16 protein-coding genes and 1 pseudogene are annotated in these 21,230 nt (G+C 69.4%); 11 read left to right on the top strand and 6 right to left on the bottom strand.

Going from position 1 to position 21,230, the window contains the following annotated elements; all coding sequences use genetic code 11:
- Window positions 1–82 precede the first annotated feature (82 nt).
- Together B6N23_RS11395 and B6N23_RS11390 are read right to left on the bottom strand one after the other, a co-directional pair.
- Window positions 83–634, bottom strand: coding sequence for a gamma carbonic anhydrase family protein (locus tag B6N23_RS11395; RefSeq protein ID WP_302139691.1), 552 nt, complete (start codon window positions 632–634; stop codon window positions 83–85).
- Between the two features lie 20 nt (window positions 635–654).
- A complete protein-coding gene (locus B6N23_RS11390) occupies window positions 655–1,995 on the bottom strand; it encodes a sodium-dependent transporter (protein WP_305498969.1) in 1,341 nt (446 codons plus the stop codon).
- Window positions 1,996–2,134: 139 nt separating this feature from the next.
- On the opposite strand from B6N23_RS11390, the gene prlC reads away from it, so the two are divergent.
- The 5 genes from prlC (at window position 2,135) to B6N23_RS11365 (ending at window position 9,780) form a co-directional block, all read left to right on the top strand.
- On the top strand, window positions 2,135–4,183 hold the full coding sequence (prlC, locus tag B6N23_RS11385) for an oligopeptidase A (RefSeq protein WP_305498967.1): 2,049 nt from the start codon (window positions 2,135–2,137) through the stop codon (window positions 4,181–4,183).
- 91 nt (window positions 4,184–4,274) lie between these two features.
- Entirely contained in the window at window positions 4,275–4,520 is a 246-nt protein-coding gene (locus tag B6N23_RS11380) for a YheV family putative zinc ribbon protein (protein WP_302139695.1), read from the top strand.
- A 1-nt stretch (window position 4,521) separates the two neighbouring features.
- Window positions 4,522–6,228 carry a Na/Pi cotransporter family protein gene (locus B6N23_RS11375; protein WP_305498965.1) on the top strand — a complete coding sequence of 569 codons (1,707 nt, stop codon included), beginning with the start codon at window positions 4,522–4,524 and terminating at the stop codon, window positions 6,226–6,228.
- Window positions 6,229–6,504: 276 nt separating this feature from the next.
- On the top strand, window positions 6,505–7,488 hold the full coding sequence (locus B6N23_RS11370; RefSeq protein ID WP_305498963.1) for a TAXI family TRAP transporter solute-binding subunit: 984 nt from the start codon (window positions 6,505–6,507) through the stop codon (window positions 7,486–7,488).
- Window positions 7,489–7,584: 96 nt separating this feature from the next.
- Window positions 7,585–9,780, top strand: a complete 2,196-nt coding sequence (locus B6N23_RS11365; RefSeq protein ID WP_305498961.1) for a TRAP transporter permease — start codon at window positions 7,585–7,587, stop codon at window positions 9,778–9,780.
- A gap of 105 nt (window positions 9,781–9,885) precedes the next feature.
- Here B6N23_RS11365 and metF read toward each other — a convergent pair whose 3' ends face one another.
- Window positions 9,886–10,728: a methylenetetrahydrofolate reductase [NAD(P)H] gene (gene metF / locus B6N23_RS11360; RefSeq protein ID WP_169956630.1), complete on the bottom strand. Its 843-nt coding sequence runs from the start codon at window positions 10,726–10,728 to the stop codon at window positions 9,886–9,888.
- 181 nt (window positions 10,729–10,909) lie between these two features.
- Here metF and B6N23_RS11355 point away from each other — a divergent pair, with 181 nt between their 5' ends.
- Window positions 10,910–11,845 carry an AEC family transporter gene (locus B6N23_RS11355; RefSeq protein ID WP_305498958.1) on the top strand — a complete coding sequence of 312 codons (936 nt, stop codon included), beginning with the start codon at window positions 10,910–10,912 and terminating at the stop codon, window positions 11,843–11,845.
- Here the strand turns inward: B6N23_RS11355 and ahcY are convergent, their stop codons facing one another.
- Both ahcY and metK read right to left on the bottom strand, forming a co-directional pair.
- Window positions 11,846–13,255, bottom strand: a complete 1,410-nt coding sequence (gene ahcY, locus B6N23_RS11350) for an adenosylhomocysteinase (RefSeq protein ID WP_305498954.1) — start codon at window positions 13,253–13,255, stop codon at window positions 11,846–11,848.
- Between the two features lie 102 nt (window positions 13,256–13,357).
- A complete protein-coding gene (metK, locus tag B6N23_RS11345) occupies window positions 13,358–14,578 on the bottom strand; it encodes a methionine adenosyltransferase (RefSeq protein WP_305498952.1) in 1,221 nt (406 codons plus the stop codon).
- A 228-nt stretch (window positions 14,579–14,806) separates the two neighbouring features.
- On the opposite strand from metK, the gene tkt reads away from it, so the two are divergent.
- Window positions 14,807–16,801 (top strand): transketolase, encoded by a 1,995-nt coding sequence (tkt, locus tag B6N23_RS11340; protein ID WP_305498949.1) that lies wholly within the window; start codon window positions 14,807–14,809, stop codon window positions 16,799–16,801.
- Window positions 16,802–16,879: 78 nt separating this feature from the next.
- Here tkt and B6N23_RS11335 read toward each other — a convergent pair.
- Window positions 16,880–17,553, bottom strand: a pseudogene (locus B6N23_RS11335) (beta/alpha barrel domain-containing protein).
- 231 nt (window positions 17,554–17,784) lie between these two features.
- Between B6N23_RS11335 and B6N23_RS11330 the strand changes: the two are divergent.
- From B6N23_RS11330 to B6N23_RS11315, 4 genes are all read left to right on the top strand, one after another.
- The gene (locus tag B6N23_RS11330) at window positions 17,785–18,144 is read left to right on the top strand and encodes a CidA/LrgA family protein (RefSeq protein ID WP_169956623.1); all 360 of its coding nucleotides are present in this window, start codon (window positions 17,785–17,787) and stop codon (window positions 18,142–18,144) included.
- Window positions 18,137–18,853 (top strand): LrgB family protein, encoded by a 717-nt coding sequence (locus B6N23_RS11325; RefSeq protein ID WP_305498946.1) that lies wholly within the window; start codon window positions 18,137–18,139, stop codon window positions 18,851–18,853. Before B6N23_RS11330 ends, B6N23_RS11325 begins: the two co-directional genes overlap by 8 nt.
- A gap of 66 nt (window positions 18,854–18,919) precedes the next feature.
- Window positions 18,920–19,963, top strand: coding sequence for a type I glyceraldehyde-3-phosphate dehydrogenase (locus B6N23_RS11320; RefSeq protein WP_305498944.1), 1,044 nt, complete (start codon window positions 18,920–18,922; stop codon window positions 19,961–19,963).
- Window positions 19,964–19,997: 34 nt separating this feature from the next.
- Window positions 19,998–21,167: a phosphoglycerate kinase gene (locus tag B6N23_RS11315; RefSeq protein WP_305498942.1), complete on the top strand. Its 1,170-nt coding sequence runs from the start codon at window positions 19,998–20,000 to the stop codon at window positions 21,165–21,167.
- The last annotated feature ends 63 nt before the right edge of the window (window positions 21,168–21,230 follow it).

Genomic DNA, 21,230 nt, shown 5'->3' with positions numbered 1-21,230 from the left:
ATCGCGCGTCACGGCATGGCGAAACAATGGGTTAGGAAGGTATTTCGGCGTCGTAACCGCCCCTCGGGCCGGGTTAGGCCCGCTAAGCGCCCATCGCCGCCAGGTACTCGTCCTTGAGCCGAACATAGTTGCCGGCGGTATAGGGGAAGAAGGCGCGCTCCTTCTCCTTGAGCGGACGCAGCGCCTTGGCCGGGTTGCCGGCGTAGACGTAGCCGCTCTCCAGGCGCTTGCCCGGGGTCACCACGGCCCCGGCGGCGATGATCACCTCATCCTCCACCACGGCGCCGTCCATGACGATGGCGCCCATGCCCACCAGGATGCGGCTGCCCAGGGTGGCCCCGTGGAGGATCGCCTTGTGGCCGATGGTGACATCGTCGCCGATGGTCAGCGGGAACCCGCCGGGGTTGAAGTCGCTGGCGTGGGTGATGTGCAGCACGCTGCCGTCCTGCACGCTGGTACGCGCGCCGATGCGGATGCGGTGCATGTCGCCGCGCACCACCGCCATGGGCCACACCGAGCTGTCGTCGCCCAGGGTCACGTCGCCCAGCACCAGGCTGGCGGGGTCCACATAGACCCGCTCGCCCAGGGTGGGGGTGGTGCCCTTCCAGGGGCGGATCGCCGTCGTCTCGCTCATCGTGAAATCCTCGTGTCGGTTCAGACCAGGCCGGCCACCAATACTACCAGCGTCAGCGGAATCGCGACCCAGCGCACCAGGCCACGCCACAGGGTGAAGCCCCCGTGCCCCACGCCCAGCGCCCGGCGGGCCGCCGCCTCGGGCATCACCCAGGCGGCGAAGATGCCGATCAACAGGCCCCCGAGGGGCAGGAAGATCTCCGGCGGAATGGTGCTGACCAGCTCGAAGGCGTTCATGCCGAACAGCGGGCGCCACTCCGCCAGGGGCGAGAAGGAGAGCACCGTGAGCAGGCCCACCAGCCAGACGGCGAGCCCCACCAGGGCCGCCGCCTGGCCGCGCTTGAGGCCGATGCCCTGGAGGGTCGCCACCATGGGCTCGGCCAGGTTGATCGACGAGGTCCAGGTGGCCAGCAGCAGCAGCAGGAAGAAGATGCTCAGCCACAGCGCCCCCCAGGGCAGCTGAGCGAAGGCGATGGGCAGGGTGACGAACATCAGCCCCGGCCCCTCGCCCGGGTCCATGCCCTGGGCGAAGACCACCGAGAAGATGGCGATGCCGGCCAGCAGCGCCACCGAGACGTCCAGCACCGCCACGGCGCCAGCGGCCCGCGGCAGGCTCTGCTGGTCCGGCATGTAGGCGCCATAGGCCATCAGCGCGCAGGCCCCCACCGCCAGGGTGAAGAAGGCGTGGCCCATGGCGTGCATCACCACCAGCGGGGTCACCGCCGAGAGATCCGGCATGAATAGCCAGGCCAGGGCGGGGCCGAAGCCCTCGGTGGTGGCGGCATAGCCGGCCAGCAGCAGCAGCAGCAGGTAGAGCAGCGGCATCAGCAGGTTGTTGAGGCGCTCCAGCCCCTTGGCCACACCGGCGGCCACCACCAGCATGGTCATGGCCAGGAACAGGGTGTGGTTGAAGGTCATCCTGGCGGGGTCGGCCAGGAAGGCATCGAAACCGGCGCCGATCTCGGCGGGGGCGGCGCCGACGAAGCCTCCGTTGATGGCGGTGACCAGAAACTCGATGGACCAGCCGGAGACGACCGAGTAGAAGGAGAGGATGCAGAACACCGTGAAGGCGCCGAACAGCCCCAGCAGCCGCCAGTGGCGGCTGGCCCCGGCCTGGGCGGCCAGGTGGCCCAGTGACTGCACCGGGCTGCGCCGGCCCGCGCGGCCGACCATGATCTCTGCCATCATCACCGGCAGGCCGAGCAGCAGCACGAAGCCGATATAGAGCAGCAGGAAGGCGGCGCCGCCGTTCTCGCCGGTGATGTAGGGAAACCGCCAGATGTTGCCCAGCCCCACGGCGGCACCGGTCACCGCCAGGATAAAGGCGCGCCGCGTGCTCCAGCGCTCCAGGGTCTCGTTCATGGTCTGCTCTCCTGCCGGGCCATCGTGAAAGGCGGCAAGCCTAGCAGGCCCGCCCCTGCCGGCCAAACGCCCGCATTGAAACCCGGGCCCGGCGCCCGCATCTAAGCGTCATTACACTCCCCCGACCCCCGAGGTGCGCATGTCCCGCAACCCGCTGCTCGAACCCCATGAGCTTCCCCCCTTCGATGCGATCCGTCCCGAGCACGTGGTGCCGGCCATCGAGGAACTGCTGGCCGAGAACCGCACCGCCATCGAGGCGCTGGTGGCCCGCGCCGGGGACGAGGCACCCAGCTGGGCGAGCCTGGCCGCACCGCTGGAGTCCCTCAACGACCGACTCTCCCGGGCCTGGTCGCCGGTCTCCCACCTCAACGGCACCATGAACAGCCCCGAGCTGCGCGAGGCCTACCAGGCCTGCCTGGGCAAGCTCTCCGAGTACAGCACCTGGCTGGGCCAGCACGAGGGGCTGTTCCGCGCCTGGCAGGCCCTGAAGGAGGGCCCCGCCTGGGCGGCGCTCGACGATGCCCAGCGCCGCGCCGTGGACAATACCCTGCGCGACTTCCGCCTGGCCGGGGTCGACCTCCCGGCGGAGAAGAAGCAGCGCTACGGCGAGATCAAGGCGCGCCTCTCCGAGCTCGGCAACACCTTCTCCAACCAGCTGCTCGACGCCACCCAGGGCTGGCACCTCGACCTGGCCGACGAGACCCGCCTGGCCGGCCTGCCGGAGAGCGCACTGGCCGCCCTGCGCGCCAACGCCGAGGCCAAGGGCCAGGCCGGCTACCGCATCACCCTGGACTTCCCGAGCTTCTTCCCGGTGATGACCTACGCCGAGGATCGCGAGCTGCGCCGCGAGGTCTATACCGCCTTCGTCACCCGCGCCTCCGACCAGGGGCCCCTGGCCGACCAGTACGACAACGCCCCGGTGATGGAGGAGACCCTGGCGCTGCGCCGGGAGCTCGCCGAGCTGCTGGGCTTCGCCACCTACGCCGACTATTCGCTGGCCACCAAGATGGCCGAGTCCCCGGCCCAGGTGCTCGAGTTCCTCGAGGACCTGGCGCGCCGCGCCGTGCCCCAGGCGAAGGAGGAGTTCGCCGAGCTCGAGGCCTACGCCCGGGACGAACTGGCCATGGGCGAGCTCGCCCCCTGGGACGTGGGTTTCGCCAGCGAGAAGCTGCGCGAGGCGCGCCACGCCATCTCCCAGGAGCAGCTGCGCCCCTACTTCCCCGCCCCCCGGGTGGTGGACGGCCTCTTCCAGGTGGTGGAGCGCCTGTTCGGCGTCACCTTCGCCGAGGACGACCAGGCGCCGCGCTACCACAAGGACGTGCGCTTCTTCCGCATCCTCGAGCAGGGCGAGCCCATCGCCGGCTTCTACCTCGACCTCTACGCCCGCGAAGGCAAGCGCGGCGGCGCCTGGATGGACGAGTGCCGGGTGCGCCGCCTGGAGGGCGAGGCCCTGCAGCTGCCGGTGGCCTACCTGACCTGCAACTTCACCCGCCCGGTGGGCGACAAGCCGGCGTTGCTGACCCACGACGAGGTCACCACCCTGTTCCACGAGTTCGGCCACGGCCTGCACCATATGCTGACCCGCCAGACCGTCGCCGACATCTCCGGCATCAACGGGGTGGCCTGGGACGCCGTGGAGCTGCCCAGCCAGTTCATGGAGAACTACTGCTGGGAGCGCGAGGGCCTCGACCTGATCGCCGGCCACGTCGAGAGCGGCGAGCCGCTGCCCGCCGAGCTGCTGGCGAAGCTGCAGGCGGCCAAGAACTTCCAGTCCGCCATGGGCATGGTGCGCCAGCTGGAGTTCTCGATCTTCGACCTGCGCCTGCACCACCAGCTGGCCGCGCCCTCGGCGGCGGAGATCCAGGCGCTGCTCGACGCGGTGCGCGACGCCGTCTCGGTGGTGCCGCGGGCCGAGTTCAACCGCTTCCAGAACGGCTTCGGCCATATCTTCGCCGGCGGCTATGCGGCGGGCTACTACAGCTACAAGTGGGCCGAGGTACTCTCCGCCGATGCCTGGAGCGCCTTCGAGGAAGCGGGTATCTTCGACCCGGAGACCGGCCGGCGCTTTCGCACCGAGATCCTCGAGCAGGGCGGCGCCCGGGATGCCGCGGAGCTGTTCCGCGCCTTCCGCGGCCGCGAGCCCAGCGTCGAACCGCTGCTGCGCCACAGCGGCATCCGCGCGGCCTGAGCCGCCCCCTGCCGCCGAGCCGGGCTCGGCGGCACCGCTTCCTGATACTCTGGTTTTCTGACACCTGGCTTCCTGACCCCCTGGAGAGAACATGGCCCAAGCCAAACGCTTCATCGCCGGTGCGATCTGCCCGCGCTGTGCCGAGCTGGACCGCATCCGCAGCTGGGAGCAGCACGGCATCCGCTACCGGGAGTGCGTGAGCTGCGACTTCTTCGAGCAGCTGCCCATCGAGGACGAGGCCGCCCCGGAGCTGGCCACCCGCGTCAACCAGGCCCGCGAGGAGCAGAGCCGCCAGGACTTCCAGCCAGTGAAGATCCTCGACCCCAAGGGCCACTGAGTTGACACGCCAGGGAGTGGCACAGGCGCTGCTGTCGCGGCGCCATCATCTCGAGCTGCTCGGGCTGGCCGCGGCCGCGGCGCTGCTGCTGGCACGGCTTGATCTCGCCACCCTGGCCGCCGGCCTGGGCCTCTTCCTGTGGGGCATGACCCACCTGGGCGACGCCATCAAGCGCCTCTCCGGCGGCACCCTGGACCGCTGGCTGCACACCGCCACCCGTCACCCGCTTCGCGCCATCGGGGTGGGGGCCGCCGCCACGGCGCTGGTGCAGTCGAGCTCCCTGGTCACCCTGCTCTCGCTCTCCTTCGTCGGGGCGGGCCTCGTCGCCCTGCCCGGCGCCATCGCCCTGCTGTTCGGGGCCAACCTCGGCACCACCACCGGGGCCTGGCTGATCGCCGGCTTCGGCCTGCGCTTCGATCTCGCTCAGTTCGCCATGCCCTTCCTGGCCCTCGGGCTGCTCGGCTCCCGGGTGCTCAAGGATGGCCGCGCCGCAGCGGCCGGGGTGCTGCTGGGCATCGGCCTGCTGTTTCTGGGCATCGACTTCATGAAGCTGGGCTTCGAGGCGTGGCAGGACGGCCTCTCCCTGGACGGCCTGGCCGGCGACAGCGCCTGGCACTGGCCGCTCTTCGTGCTGTTCGGGGTGGTGGCCACGGTGGTGATGCAGTCGAGCCACGCCACCCTGCTGATCACCCTGGCGGCCCTGGCGGGAGGACAGCTGCCATACCTGCCGGCCCTGGCCATCGCCATCGGCGCCAACGTCGGCACTACCGTCACCGCGGTGCTGGGGGCGCTGGGCGCCGGTGCCGCGGCGCGACGGCTGGCCGGGGCCCACGTGGTGTTCAACCTGGCCACCGCCGCCGTGGCCCTGGCACTGCTGGTGCCGCTGGCCTGGCTGGTGGACGAGCTCGGCGAGCTGATCGGCCTGGCCACGGATGCCTGGCCGCTCAAGCTCGCCCTCTTCCACACCCTCTTCAACCTGCTCGGCATCGTGCTGATGCTGCCGCTGATCCCACGGCTCGCCGCACGCCTGGAGCGATTCTTCCCCGAGCCCTCGCGGATCCCTCCCGCCCAGGCCCGCTACCTGAACACCAACGCCCTGGAGCACGCCGACACGGCACTGGCCGCCATGGAGCAGGAGTGCCAGCGGCTCAACCGCCGCGCCTACCACCTGCTCTGCTCGGCGATCCTGATGCCCAGCGCCGAGGTGATCGGCCATCCGCCCTCTCGGGAGGTGGTCAAGGCGCGGATCGACACCACCGCCTGGCCGATGGTCAACGCCCGCTACCATGAGCAGATCAAGCCGCTGATGGCGGAGATCCTCGACTTCTACGCACGGCTCAACATGCCGCTCACCGAGGCGCAGCAGGCCAGGCTCGAGAGCCTCTATGCCCGCACCCTGCGCATGGTGGAGGCGGTGCGCTTCGGCGAGGTGCTGCAGCGCAGCCTGATGCGGCATGCCGCCCCGGCCAGCCCCCTGCGCGAGGCCCATGACGATATCCGAATGGCCCTGGCCCAGGGCCTCAACCGCCTGGCCGCCGCCCCCGACTCGGCGGATGTCACCTCGCCCATCGACGAGGTTCGCCAGCACTGGCAGCAGGCCCTGGCCGAGCGCCTGCGCCAGCACCGCCTCGACCCCTGGCTGGCCTCCTCGCTGATGAACGACCTGCACCAGGCCACGCGCCTGATGGGGGCCCTGGCCCCCGCCTGAACCCGCTGTGCGGATTTCCGCACACCCTCGCCTCGACCGGCGTGCGGCTTTCCAGCCTGGGCGCCTCCGCGGCGCTTCGACCATGGTCGAAGGCAGTGATTTCAAGCAATTGAAATAGAAATACTTTCCAGCCTATGGCCCACCGTTTGCCATGGATAACGTTGAATGAACACCCCGCCCGGCACCGGCGGGCACCGGAGGAGCTGCCAGACTACAGGCACCCCTCCGGGCCCCGGGGCCCGGTTTACCAACGACAACATGCAACGGAGTCACGCCATGCGTCACCTCTCCACCAAGCTTCTCGCCGGCACCGTCGCCGGTTCCCTGCTGGTCGCCGCCGCGGCCGCCCAGGCCGACCGCAGCGACTGGCCCTCCAACTTCACCGTGGGCACCGCCAGCCAAGGCGGCACCTACTACGTCTACGGCTCCGGCTGGGCCAACCTGGTCGCCGACGAGCTGGGCATCTCCGGCGGCGGCGAGGTGACCGGCGGCCCGACCCAGAACCTGGCACTGGTGCATACCGGCGACATCTCCTTCGGCCTGACCACCATGGGCCCCGCCTCCGACGCGGTGAAGGGCGAGAGCCCGCTGGCCCCCGGCGTGCCCATGGACAACGTCTGCGCGCTCTTCCCGATGTACGAGACCCCGTTCTCCATCACCGCGCTGTCCAGCACCGGCATCACCAGCATCTCCGACATCCCGGATGGCGCCCGCATCGGCTTCGGCCCCTCGGCCTCCACCTCCGACACCTACTTCCCGGCCATCCTCGAGACCCTGGGCGTCGACTTCCAGCGCCGCAACGGCGGCTGGTCCGACCTGGGCGGCCAGCTCCAGGACGGCCTGCTGGACGTTATCGCCTTTGCCGCCGGCATCCCGATCCCGGCCGTCAGCCAGCTCGAGGTGCAGACCAACGTGAACATCATCGAGTTCACCGAGGAGGAGATGGACACCGTGCTGGAGAACTTCCCGGTCTCCGAGTTCTGGATTCCCGCCAGCACCTACAGCACCCTGGAGGAGGATGCCCGCGCCGTCTCCATGTGGAACTTCGCCATCTCCCGCTGCGATCTGCCGGAGGACTTCATCTATGAAGTCACCAAGGTGACCATGGAGAACAACGACAAGATGCGTAACATGCACCGCTCCGCCGAGACCTCCATCCCGGAGAACGTCGTGCACAACACCGTGCTGCCCTTCCATCCGGGTGCGGCGCGCTGGTACCAGGAGAACGGCTACGAGATCGACGAGTCGCTGATCAACTAAGCCCGCCCACTGGCACATCCCGCCCCGCCCCGGCAGTGCCGGCGCGGGGGGGCTGTCGTCCCCCCCAAGCCGTCCCCATCCAAGGGTAAACGTCCCATGAACCACACTCCCGACCCGCGCCACGGCGACGAGGACCCCGCCGCTCACGCGCCCGAGACGATCGCCGAAGGCATCGACGAGGAGATCGTCGAGTCCAACCGGCGCCTCTACGTCGGCTGGCAGTGGCTGCTGTTCGGCGCCCTGGCCATCACCTACGCCACCTTCCACCTGGTCTCCCTCAACGTCTATCCGATGGAGACCTGGTCGTTCCGCATCGTGCACGTCGCCGGTGCGCTGATCCTCGGTTTCGCGCTCTACACCGGCACCCGCTTCGCCGGCGAGGGCAGCGTCAAGCAGTCGCCGGTCTGGCTCGGCTGGATCAGCTACGCGCTGCTGATACCCGCCGGCTATGCACTCTTCCAGGTCTGGCGCATGAACCAGATGATCGCGGGCGGCGCCATGCGCATCGACCCGGCGATCGAGGCCTGGCACTACGGCTATCCGCTGATCTTCGCCACCAGCGCCGCCATCCTGCTCTCCTGGACCTACCGCCAGGTGCGCCAGCGCCTCTCCCCCCCTGACCTCGTGCTGATGCTCTGCGCCATGGGCGTTGCGGGCTACCTGATCCTGATCTTCGGCACGCCGCTGCGCGCCTCCACCGGCACCTCCTTCGCCCCCATCGGCATCTCCTATGCGGCCCTGGCCGGCTCGCTGCTGATCCTCGAGCTGACCCGCCGCGTCGCCGGCATGGCGCTGGTGGTGATCTCCGCGCTGTTCCTGGCCTATGTGTGGGCCGGCCCCTACCTGCCGGGCTTCCTGGGCTACCCGGGGCTGTCGTTCAACCGCTTCTTCAGCCAGCTCTACACCGACACCGGTATACTGGGGCCGACCACCGCGGTCTCGTCGACCTACATCATCCTCTTCATCATCTTCGCGGCCTTCCTGCAGGCCTCCAAGGTGGGTGACTACTTCGTCAACTTCGCCTTCGCCGCGGCCGGCCGCGCCCGGGGCGGCCCCGCCAAGGTCTCCATCTTCGCCTCCGGCCTGATGGGCATGATCAACGGCACCAGCGCCGGCAACGTGGTCTCCACCGGCTCGCTGACCATCCCGCTGATGAAGAAGGTGGGCTATCCGGGCCGCAGCGCCGGCGCCATCGAGGCCGCCGCCTCCACCGGCGGGCAGATCATGCCGCCGATCATGGGCGCGGGTGCCTTCATCATGGCCGAGATCACCGGCATCCCCTACACCGAGATCGCCGTCGCGGCACTGATCCCCGCCATCCTCTACTTCCTCTCGGTCTACTGCATGGTGGACTTCGAGGCGGCCCGCAAGGGCATGCGCGGCATGCGCAAGGACGAGATCCCGCTGTTCTCGAAGCTGGTCAAGCAGGTCTACCTGTTCGCGCCGATCATCATCCTGATCGCCGCCCTCTTCATGGGCTACTCGGTGATCCGCGCCGGCACCCTGGCCACCGCCGCGGCCGCCGTGGTGAGCTGGATCTCCCCCAACAAGATGGGCATCCGCGAGATCCTCAAGGCGCTGCAGCTGGCCGGCACCATGTCGATCCAGATCATCGCCGTGTGCGCCTGTGCGGGCATCATCGTCGGCGTGATCTCGCTGACCGGCGTCGGGGCGCGCTTCTCCTCGCTGCTGCTGGGCCTGGCCGGGGTCAGCCAGCTGCTGGCGCTGATCTTCGCCATGCTGATCTCGATCCTGCTGGGCATGGGCATGCCGACCACGGCGGCCTATGCGGTGGCCGCCTCGGTGGTCGCCCCGGGCCTGATCAACATCGGCATCCAGCCGCTGGTGGCGCACTTCTTCGTGTTCTACTTCGCGGTGGTCTCGGCGATCACCCCGCCGGTGGCGCTGGCCTCCTACGCCGCGGCAGGCATCTCCGGCGACAACGCCATGGGCACCTCGGTGGCCTCCTTCAAGATCGGCCTGGCCGCCTTCATCGTGCCCTTCATGTTCTTCTACAGCCCGGCGATGCTGATGGAAGGCACCTGGCCGCAGATCCTGCGGGTCGGCATCACCGCCACCCTGGGCATCGTGCTGCTGGCGGGCGTGGTGCAGGCGTGGTTCTTCGGGCCGGTGAAGCTGTGGCAGCGCCTGGTGATGTTCGTGGGCGCCATGTTCATGATCTATGGCGGCATCTACACGGATGTGGCCGGCCTCGCCATCGGCGCCGCGCTGTTCATGATGCAGCGCAAGCTGCACGGCAGTGGCGCACCGCAGGCGGCCGAAAGCGGCTGACCCTGCTGCCGCCCTGCGGGGCGGCCTTCCGCCAACCCTGCCGGAAACGCAACGGGGCCCCGCCATGGCGGGGCCCCGTTGCGTTGGCAGCCGACGAGCCGAGGCTCAGCCGACGATATTGTCGAGGATCTTCAGGCTCGGCTCGGCCTGGTTCAGCGTGTAGAAGTGCAGGCCCGGGGCGCCGCCGTCGAGCAGGCGCTGGCAGAGGCGCGAGATCACCTCCTCGCCGAAGGCCGCGATGGAGGCGCTGTCGTCGCCGTAGGCCTCGAGCTGCTTGCGGATCCAGCGCGGGATCTCGGCGCCGCAGGCGTCGGAGAAGCGCGCCAGCTTGGCGTAGTTGGTGATCGGCATGATGCCCGGCACGATGGGGGCTTCGACCCCCAGCGCGCGGGCCCGCTCGACGAAGTGGAAGTAGGCGTCGGCGTTGAAGAAGTACTGGGTGATGGCGAGGTTCGCGCCGGCCTGCATCTTGCGGGCGAAGTTCTCCAGGTCCCGCTCGAAGCTCGGCGCCTGGGGGTGAGACTCCGGGTAGGCGGCCACGGCGATCTCGAAGTGGTCCCCGGTCTCCTCGCGGATGAACTCCACCAGCTCGTTGGCATAGCGCAGCTCGCCGATGCCCCCCATGCCCGAGGGGAGGTCGCCGCGCAGGGCCACCAGGCTATCGATGCCCTCCTCGCGGTAGCGGGCCAGCAGCTCGCGCAGCGGCTGCTTCTCGCTGCCGATGCAGGAGAGGTGCGGCGCGGTGGAGATGCCGCTCTCGCGCACCTGGCGCACGGTAGTCAGGGTGCGGTCCTGGGTGGAGCCACCGGCGCCATAGGTGACCGAGAAGAAGCGCGGCCCGCGGGCCGCCAGGGCATCGCGCACGCCGGCCAGCTTCTCGCGCCCCGCCTCGGTATTGGGGGGAAAGAACTCGAAGCTGATACCCAGCGGATGTTCCTGCGCGCTCATGATGCCACCTCTGTGTCGTAGGTCGTGATTGGCCACCATTCTGACGAGCGCCGGCGCCGTCGACCAATGAAAGTTCCGGCGGCCCTGTATCAATTTCATTCATGTTGGGTCGCTGACAGCGACGCCATCGGCAGGCATGATGCGCTCTGACAGGGATGCCGACAAACGACAGGGAGGCCCGATGACCGCGCTCGACCCCACCACGCTGATGGGCCCGCTCTGGACCCTGCTGGCCTACATCCTGCTGGGCTGGCTGGCCACCCGCCGCCTCTCGGTGGATCCGCGCCCCATCGCGACCCTGCTCATCTACCTGGTGGCACCGCTTACCTTCTTCCGCGGCCTGGTGCTGGGCGGCCCCACGCCCGGATACCTGCTGCTGACCCTGGCCGCCTTCGCCACCGCCAGCCTGCTGGCGGTGATCGTGCACCGCCTGACGCGCCGCGCCTTCGCCCCCCAGGAGAGCGCCCTGCTGGCCTTCTCGGCCGGCACCGGCAACACGGGGTACTTCGGCCTGCCGGTGGCCATGGTGCTGCTGCCCCCCCAGGGGGTGACCCTCTACCTCTTCTGCGTGCTGGGCATCACCCTCTACGAGTTCACCGTGGGCTTCTACCTCTCCGCCCGCGGCCAGTTCTCGGTAGGCGAGAGCCTGGCCAAGATCCTGCGGCTGCCGCTGGTCTACGCCTTCCTGGCGGCCCTGCTGTTCAGCGGCCTGGGCCTTGCGGTACCGGCGGCGGCCATGGAGGGGCTGGCGGTATTCCCCGCCACCTACACCCTGCTGGGGATGATGATCATCGGCATGACGCTGGGCCGCGTGACCATCCGCGAGATTGATCCGCGCTTTATCGGGGCCTGCGTGGCGGTGCGCTGCGTGGCCTGGCCGCTGCTGGCGCTGGCCGCGGTGCTGGGGCTGCAGGCGCTTGCACCGCTGTCGCAGGAGCTGGCGCTGGCGATCCTGCTGCTGGGGGTGGGGCCCATGGCCGCCAACGTGGTGGTGGTGGCAATGGAGCTCGGCATTGCCCCGGCCAAGGGGGCGCTGGCCGTGCTGGCCACCACCCTGGCCGCGCCGCTGCTGATACCGCTCTACCTGACGCTGATGATGCGCCTGGCCGGTTTGTGATCAGTAGCGATAGCTGTCGGGCTTGTAGGGGCCCTCGGCCGGCACGCCGCTGCAGGTCTCCTGGGCCGGGGTCAGGCGGGTGATCACCCCACCGAAGCCCTCCACCATGTAGCGGGCCACCTCCTCGTCGAGGTGGCGCGGCAGCACCGTGACCGCCAGCGCCTCGGGCTTCTCCTCCTCGGGCAGGTCGGCGAAGCGCCCCTGGTAGAGGTGCATCTGCGCCAGCACCTGGTTGGCGAAGGAGCCATCCATCACCCGAGACGGGTGGCCGGTGGCGTTGCCCAGGTTCACCAGCCGCCCCTCGGCGAGCAGGATCAGGTAGTCGCGGCTCTCGGGGTCGAAATCCCCCGGTGTGCTGTCGCGATAGACCTTGTGCACCTGGGGCTTGACCTCCTCCCAGTGCCACTGGCGGCGCATGAAGGCAGTATCGATCTCGCTGTCGAAGTGGCCGATGTTGCACACCACCGCCCCCGGCTTGAGCGCCTCGAGCATGGGGGCATCGCAGGCGTCGATGTTCCCGGTGGCGGTGACCACCAGGTCGATGCGGCCGAGCAGCGCCCGGTCGATGCTCTCGCGACCGCGGTTGACGCCCTCCCGGTAGGGCGAGACCACCTCGAAGCCGTCCATGCAGGCCTGCATGGCGCAGATGGGGTCGACTTCCGCCACCTTGACGATCATCCCCTCCTGGCGCAGCGAAGCCGCCGAGCCCTTGCCCACGTCGCCATAGCCCACCACCAGCGCCTGCTTGCCGGCCAGCAGGTGGTCGGTGCCGCGCTTGATGGCGTCACTGAGCGAGTGGCGACAGCCGTACTTGTTGTCGTTCTTCGACTTGGTGACGGCGTCATTGACGTTGATGGCCGGCACCCGCAGCAGGCCGTCGCGCAGCATCTCCTCGAGCCGATGCACCCCGGTGGTGGTCTCCTCGCTGATGCCGTGGATGGCGTCGAGCAGGTCCGGGCGCTTGTCATGCAAGAGGGCGGTGAGGTCGCCGCCGTCGTCCAGCACCAGATTGGGGGTCCAGCCCTCGGGGCCCGCCACGGTCTGCTCGATGCACCACCAGAACTCCGCCTCCGTCTCCCCCTTCCAGGCGAACACCGGGATGCCGGCGGCGGCGATGGCCGCGGCGGCGTGGTCCTGGGTGGAGAAGATGTTGCACGACGACCAGCGCACGCTGGCGCCCAGGTCGATGAGGGTCTCGATCAGCACCGCGGTCTGGATGGTCATGTGGATGCAGCCGGCGATGCGCGCCCCCGCCAGCGGCCGGGCATCGTGATACTTGGCGCGGATCGCCATCAGCGCCGGCATCTCGGTCTCGGCGATACGGATCTCGCGACGCCCCCACTCGGCCAGGGCGAGGTCGGCCACCCTGAAGTCCTGGCGGGCGGGCGTGGTCACGGCGGGCTGGTTCATGGATCACCTCTTCGCAGGGACTGGGGTGATCTTCACTATAGCCACAACGACGACGCCCGGCGCAGGCCGGGCGTCAGAGGGGGTCGAAGCACGTCGCCAGGCTCAGAGGCCGGCGGCCTGGCGCAGGGCGCTGGCGCGGTCGGTCTTCTCCCACGGGAAGGCGGTGAAGGTCTCGATGTGCTCCTGGCCCTGGGGATCGGTCCAGCGGTAGGAGGTCTCGAAGGGCTCGCGACCGAAGTGGCCGTAGGCCGCGGTGAGCTGGTACATGGGATGCAGCAGGTCGAGCATGCGAGTGATGGCATGGGGGGGCAGGTCGAAGTGCTCGCGCACCAGCGCGATGATGCGCTCGTCATCCACCTTGCCGGTGCCGAAGGTGTTGACCGAGACCGAGGTGGGCTCGGCAACGCCGATGGCGTAGGAGACCTGGATCTCGCACTTGTCGGCCAGGCCCGCGGCGACGATGTTCTTGGCCACGTAGCGGCCGGCATAGGCGGCGCTGCGGTCCACCTTGGAGGGGTCCTTGCCGGAGAAGGCACCGCCGCCGTGGCGCGCCATGCCGCCATAGGTGTCGACGATGATCTTGCGCCCGGTCAGGCCGCAGTCGCCCACGGGGCCGCCGATCACGAACTTGCCGGTGGGGTTGATGTGGTAGCGGGTGTGCTCGGAGAGCCACTCGGCGGGGATCACCTGCTCGATGATCTCGCGCTTGACCATCTTGCGCAGCTCGTCCTGGTCGATGCCCGGATCGTGCTGGGTGGAGAGCACCACGGCGTCCACGGCGCAGGGCTTGCCCTGGTCGTCATAGCGGAAGGTGACCTGGCTCTTGGCGTCGGGGCGCAGCCAGGGCAGCAGGCCGTGCTTGCGCAGCTCGGCCTGGCGCTCCACCAGGCGATGGGCATAGTGGATCGGCGCCGGCATGAAGGAGTCGGTCTCGTTGGTGGCGTAGCCGAACATCAGCCCCTGGTCACCGGCGCCCTGATCCTCGGGCTTGCTGCGGTCGACCCCCTGGGCGATGTCCAGGCTCTGCTTGCCGATCAGGTTGAGCACGCCGCAGGTCTCGCCGTCGAACCCCACATCCGAGGAGGTGTAGCCGATGCCGGTGATCACCTCGCGCACGATCGCCTCGAGGTCGACCCAGGCCGAGGTGCTGATCTCGCCGGCGACGATGGCCACGCCGGTCTTGACCAGCGTCTCGCAGGCCACCCGGGCCTGCTTGTCGCGAGCGATGATGGCGTCGAGCACCGCGTCGGAGATCTGGTCCGCGATCTTGTCGGGATGACCCTCGGAGACGGATTCGGAGGTAAACAGGGAGTATTCGCTCATGGCGTCCTCGACCGAGTGTGAAGCAGTCTTTAGGGGGCAAGAGTCTACACGCTGGGGCCTGGCGGGGCATCCACGATTTGATGCCGGGCGTCAAGTCGGCGACAATATGACACCGAATTCCATCGCGCCGCACGCGTCCCGCGGCGACTCACCCAGCCAGACTGCATGCCCCGCTGTCCGCCGGCGGTGGCCATTACCCTTATTCTGCCGCAGGCGAGGAGCTACCCAATGCCGTCCCGTTTCGAACTGGCCAACGCCATTCGCGCCCTGTCCATGGATGCCGTCCAGCGGGCCAAGTCCGGCCACCCCGGCGCACCCATGGGCATGGCCGACATCGCCGAAGTGCTGTGGAACGACTACCTCAAGCACAACCCGGAAGACCCCAAATGGCCCGACCGCGACCGCTTCGTGCTCTCCAACGGCCACGGCTCCATGCTGCTCTACTCCCTGCTGCACCTCAGCGGCTATGAGCTCAGCCTCGAGGAGCTGCAGAGCTTCCGTCAGCTCCACGCCAAGACCGCCGGCCACCCGGAGTTCGGCTATGCGCCGGGCGTCGAGACCACCACCGGCCCCCTGGGCCAGGGCCTGGCCAACGCCGTGGGCATGGCACTTGCCGAGAAGACCCTGGCGGCCCAGTTCAACCGCCCCGGGCATACCATCGTCGACCACAATACCTATGTGTTCCTGGGCGACGGCTGCCTGATGGAGGGCATCTCCCACGAGGTGTGCTCCCTCGCCGGCACCCAGAAGCTGGGCAAGCTGGTCGCCTTCTACGACGACAACGGCATCTCCATCGACGGCGAGGTCGAGGGCTGGTTCACCGATGACACCGCCAAGCGCTTCGAGGCCTACGGCTGGCACGTGGTGCCCAACGTCGACGGCCACAAGCCCGAGGAGATCAAGGCCGCCATCGCGCTGGCGAAGAGCCACGACGACAAGCCGAGCCTGATCATCTGCAAGACCGTCATCGGCTTCGGCGCCCCCAACAAGCAGGGCAAGGAGGAGTGCCACGGCGCCCCCCTGGGTGAGGAGGAGGTCGCCGCCGCCCGCCAGCAGCTCGACTGGCCCCACGCCCCCTTCCACATCCCGGAGCCCGTCTACCAGGGCTGGGACGCTCGCAAGCAGGGCAGCGCCGCCCAGAGCGAGTGGCAGGCGCGCTTCGAGCGCTATCGCGAAGAGCACCCGACACTGGCCCGCGAGTTCCAGCGCCGCCTGCAGCGCAAGCTGCCCGCCGACCTGAAGAGCGAAGCCCTCCAGGAAAAGGCCAACCAGGCCGAAGAGAGCATCGCCAGCCGCAAGGCCTCGCTCAACTGCCTCAACGAGCTGGGCCCGCAGCTGCCCGAGCTGCTGGGCGGCAGCGCCGACCTGGCGCCCTCCAACCTGACCTTCTGGGATGGCGCCCGCGCGATCACCCCGGAGACGCCGGACGGCAACTACCTGCACTACGGGGTGCGCGAGTTCGGCATGGGCGCCATCATGAACGGCATCGCCCTGCACGGCGGCTTCGTGCCCTACGGCGCCACCTTCCTGATCTTCATGGAGTACATGCGCAACGCCGTGCGCATGGCGGCCCTGATGGACCAGCAGGCGATCTTCGTCTTCACCCACGACTCCATCGGCCTGGGCGAGGATGGCCCCACCCACCAGCCCATCGAGCAGCTGGCCAGCCTGCGCTCCACCCCCAACCTGGCCACCTGGCGCCCCTGTGACGCCGTGGAGACGGCTGCCGCCTGGGATGCCGCCCTCAAGCGCCACTCCGGCCCCTCCGCCCTGGTGCTCTCCCGTCAGAACCTGCCCCACCAGGCGCGCACCAAGCAGCAGCTGGGCAATATCCAGCGCGGTGGATACGTCCTCAAGGACAGCGAAGGTACTCCGGAGCTGATCCTGATCGCCACCGGCTCCGAGGTCGGCCTGGCCATGGACGCCGCGGCCGAGCTCGAGCAGGCGGGCCACGCCGTGCGCGTGGTCTCCATGCCCTCCGCCTTCCGCTTCGACGGCCAGGAGGCCGAGTACCGCGAGAAGGTGCTGCCGAGCAGCGTCACCAAGCGGATCGCCATCGAGGCGAGCCATCGCGACTACTGGTACAAGTACGTGGGCCTCAACGGCCGCGTCATCGGCATGAGCACCTACGGCGAATCCGCCCCGGCCGGCGACCTGTTCAAGCATTTCGGCTTCACCGTGGAGAACGTGGTCAAGCAGGCGAGCGAGCTGCTCGAGGGCTGAGCGTCGCGAGGCACGCAACATCAAGGGCACGGCCGAGAGGCCGTGCCCTTTTTCATGCCCGCGGGGTCGTGGCGGCGCTCAGGCGACGGTGACGGTCGGATCCAGGTAGACGTCCTGGATGGCGTGCAGCAGGGCCACGCCCTCATCCATGGGCTTCTGGAAGGCCTTGCGCCCGGAGATCAGCCCCATGCCACCGGCGCGCTTGTTGATCACCGCGGTGCGCACCGCCTCGGCCAGGTCGGAGGCCCCCTTGGAGCCCCCACCGCCACGCAGCCCATGTCGAAGGCCTGCTCGACCTGGGCGAAGAGCGTCTGGTCGTAGATCGCCGGATGGCTCAGGGTCTCGTTGTGGTTGAGCTTGAGCATCATCGGGATGCGGTGGGCGTAGCGCCGCGCCACCGAGGCCAGCACGCCCAGCGTCGAGGCCACGCCGTTGCAGCCTCCCTCGATGGCCAGCTCGACGATATTGGCCGGATCGAAGTAGGCGGGGTTGGGCGCAAAGGAAGCCCCGGCGGAGTGCTCGATGCCCTGATCCACCGGCAGCAGGCTGAGGTAGCCGGTGCCCGCCAGGCGGCCGTGGTCGAACAGCGCCTGCAGGTTGCGCATCACTGCGGGGCCGCGGTCGCTGTCGGCCACCACCCGGCCGACGAAGTCGGGCCCCGGCAGATAGAGGCTCTCCCGGGGGATGCCCCGGCACTGGTGGGTCAGCAGGGACTCGGCCTCGTCGCCGAGCCAGTTGGCGATATCGGTCATGGCGTTCCTCTCCTTGGTCGGGTTGACGTCGCTCTTCCCAGCGTAGTGGATGACCGTACCCACCGCGGGTCGGGCCTTGCAACCTGTCGCCAGCAGAGGACAAGGGGCCCGCGGTTAGCGACCGCTCCCGGCCGGTGCCTCGGCCGCAGGCGCGACGGCGGATCGCGGCCGACACACCGCTAGCGTGCTAACATGCTCGATCTCTGCCGTTGTCACTCTCGAGGATCATCGATGGCCGTTCTGCGCGGTTTTCTCTGGCTGCTGGGCTTCCTGCTGCTCGGCGATGTGCTGGTCACCCTCGCCGGCCTGCCGGTCTCCGCCGGGGTGGCCGGCATGCTGCTGCTCACCGCCTGGCTGATGCTGCGCGGCACGGTATCGAGCGATATCGCCGCCGCCGCCCGGCCACTGATCGGCGTGCTGGCCATGCTGATCATGCCCGGGGTCGTCGGCGTCTTCTTCATCCTCGACACCCTCGGCGGGCAGTGGGCGGCGATCCTCGGCGCCCTGGTGGGGGGCACCCTGCTCAGCGTCTTCACCACCCTGTGGCTGATGCGCCGCCTGATGGGCAGGGAGGGCCTCGACCATGAGTGAGCTCCTCGACCACCTGCTGGCCACCCCGCTGCTGGCCATCGCCCTGACCCTTGCCGCCTACTTCGCCGGCGACCGGCTGTTCCGCCTGGTCGGCGCGCCGAGCTGGTGCCCGCCGATCCTGGTGGCCGCCCTGCTGCTGGCCGGCGTGCTGGCGCTGGCCGGCATCGACTACGCCGACTACCGGGAGGGCGCCGGCTGGCTGATGCTGCTGCTGGGCCCGGCCGCCGTGGCGCTGGGGCTGCCCCTCTATCAGCAGATGGGCCATATCCGCGACCTGTGGCGCCCGCTGCTGGTCTGCCTGCCGGTGGCCGCCGGCATGGCCGCGCTCTACGCGGTGGCCATCGCCTGGCTGCTGGGGGCCTCGCCGGAGGTGCTCGCCTCGCTGGCGCCGAAGTCGGTCACCGCGCCCATCGCCATCGGGATCACCGAGCAGCTCGGCGGCTCGGTGGCGCTGATGATGGGCGGCCTGCTGCTGACCGGCGTGGTGGCCATCGCCGGGGTGGAACTGCTTTCGCGCTGGCTGGGCATCCGTGACGAGCGCCTGCTCGGGCTCACCCTGGGCATCAACGGCCATGCGCTGGGCACGGTGCGCGCCTTCGAGATCGGCCCCACCGCCGGCGCCTTCGCCTCCCTGGGCATGAGCCTCACCGGTATCCTCACCGCCCTGCTGCTGCCGCTGGCCTGGCGGCTGCCGGGACTCGTCGGCTGAAGTGCGCTAGAATCGCGGCCTTGATTTCCTTCGCCACCCTCGCGACCAGGAGCCCCTGCCACCGCCATGGCCCACCGCATCGCCATCAACGGTTACGGCCGCATCGGCCAGTGCGTGCTGCGCGCTCTGATTGAGCAACAGAGAGCCGAGCAGGGGAGCGGGCCGGCGCTGGAGATCGTCGCCATCAACGAGCTCTCCGACCTCGCCACCATCGCCTACCTGACCCGCTACGACACCACCCACGGCCGCTTCCCCGCGGCGGTGGCGCAGGGTGACGCGGGGCTGGTCATCGACGGGCGCGAGATCCGGGTGCTCAGCGAGCCCGACCCCGACCGCCTGCCCTGGCGGGAGCTCGGCATCGACCTGGTGCTGGAGTGCTCCGGCAGCTTCAAGGACCGCGCCACCGCCGAACGCCACCTGGCCGCCGGCGCCGGCCGCCTGCTCTTCTCGCAGCCGGCGGAGAGCGACGTGGATGCCACCATCGTCACCGGCATCAACGACCATGAGCTCGCCCCCGGGCAGCGCATCGTCTCCGCGGCCTCCTGCACCACCAACTGTCTCGTGCCGGTGCTCACCGTGCTGGACGAGGCGCTGGGCATCGCCCATGGCGTCACCACCACCATCCATTCGGCGATGAACGACCAGCCGGTGATCGACGCCTACCACCAGACCGACCTGCGCCTGACCCGCTCGGCGATGCACTCCATCGTGCCGGTGGACACCGGCCTGGCGCTGGGCATCAACCGCCTGATGCCCCACCTGGCCGGGCGCTTCGAGTGCCTCCATGTGCGGGTGCCGACCATCAACGTCTCGGCCATGGATCTCGCCATCACGGTGAACCGCGACACCAGCGCCGCCGAGGTCAACGCCCTGCTCGCCGAGGCGAGCCGCGGGCGCCTGGCCGGGCTGCTCGGCTACACCGAGGAGCCGGTGGCCTCGGTCGACTTCAACCACGATCCGCGCTCCGGTATCGTGGACGCCACCCAGACCCGGGTGGCCGGCGGCCGCCGGATCAAGCTGCTGTGCTGGTTCGACAACGAGTGGGGCTTCGCCAACCGCATGCTCGACGTCGGCCGGCGCCTGGCCGCGATGCCCCTCGAGACCCCCTGACCCCTTCCGGTTTCCAGATGAGGACCACGCCCCGATGAACGTGCGCAAGATGACCGACCTCGACCTCAGTGGCCAGCGCGTGCTGATCCGCGAGGACCTGAACGTGCCCGTCAAGCACGGCAAGGTGACCAGCGATGCCCGCCTGCGCGCCGCCCTGCCCACCATCCAGGCCGCCCGCGATGCCGGCGCCAAGGTGATGCTGATGAGCCACCTGGGCCGCCCCACCGAGGGCGAGCCTGCCGAGGAGTTCTCCCTGGCGCCGGTGGCCGAGCACCTGGGCGAGCTGCTGGGCCGCCCGGTCACCCTGATCAGCGACTATCTGGACGCCGCCCTGGACCTGGCCGATGGCGAGGTGGTGCTGCTCGAGAACGTGCGCTTCAACAGCGGCGAGAAGAAGGACGACGAGACCCTCGCCCAGCAGTATGCCGCCCTGTGCGACATCTACGTGATGGACGCCTTCGGCACCGCCCACCGCGCCCAGGCCTCCACCCACGGGGTGGCGCGCTTCGCCCCGCTGGCCTGCGCGGGCCCGCTGCTGGCCGCCGAGCTCGACGCTCTGCAGAAGGCGCTGGCCACCCCGGCGCGCCCCATGACCGCCATCGTCGGCGGCTCCAAGGTCTCCACCAAGCTCGACGTGCTCAACGCCCTCTCCGAGAAGTGCGACCAGCTGATCGTCGGCGGCGGCATCGCCAACACCTTCATCGCCGCGGCGGGCCACAACGTCGGCAAGTCGCTGCACGAGGCCGACCTGATCGACCAGGCGAAGGCCCTGATGGCGAAGGTCGAGATTCCGCTGCCCACCGATGTCGTGGTGGCCACCGAGTTCTCCGAGTCCGCCACCGCCACCGTCAAGCCGGTGGACCAGGTCGCGGATGACGAGATGATCCTCGACATCGGCCCCGAGACCGCCGCACGCCTGGCCGCCATGCTCAAGGACGCCGGCACCATCCTCTGGAACGGCCCGGTGGGCGTGTTCGAGATCGACCAGTTCGGCCGCGGCACCGAGGTGATCTCGCGGGCCATCGCCGAGAGCCCCGCCTTCTCCATCGCCGGCGGCGGCGACACCCTGGCCGCCATCGACAAGTACGGCATCGCCGAGCGGGTCTCCTACATCTCCACCGGCGGCGGCGCCTTCCTCGAGTACGTGGAGGGCAAGACCCTGCCGGCGGTGGCCGCCCTCGAGGCAGCCGCCGAGCGGGCCTGATAGACTCCAGGCACTCATTACCCCATCTCCCCCACGACCGACTCGCGGCGCCGCCAGGCGCCG

The sequence above is a fragment of the Halomonas alkalicola genome, assembly GCF_030704205.1.
Classification (GTDB): Bacteria; Pseudomonadota; Gammaproteobacteria; order Pseudomonadales; family Halomonadaceae; genus Halomonas; species Halomonas alkalicola.
This window is presented reverse-complemented; position numbering and strand designations above follow the sequence as displayed.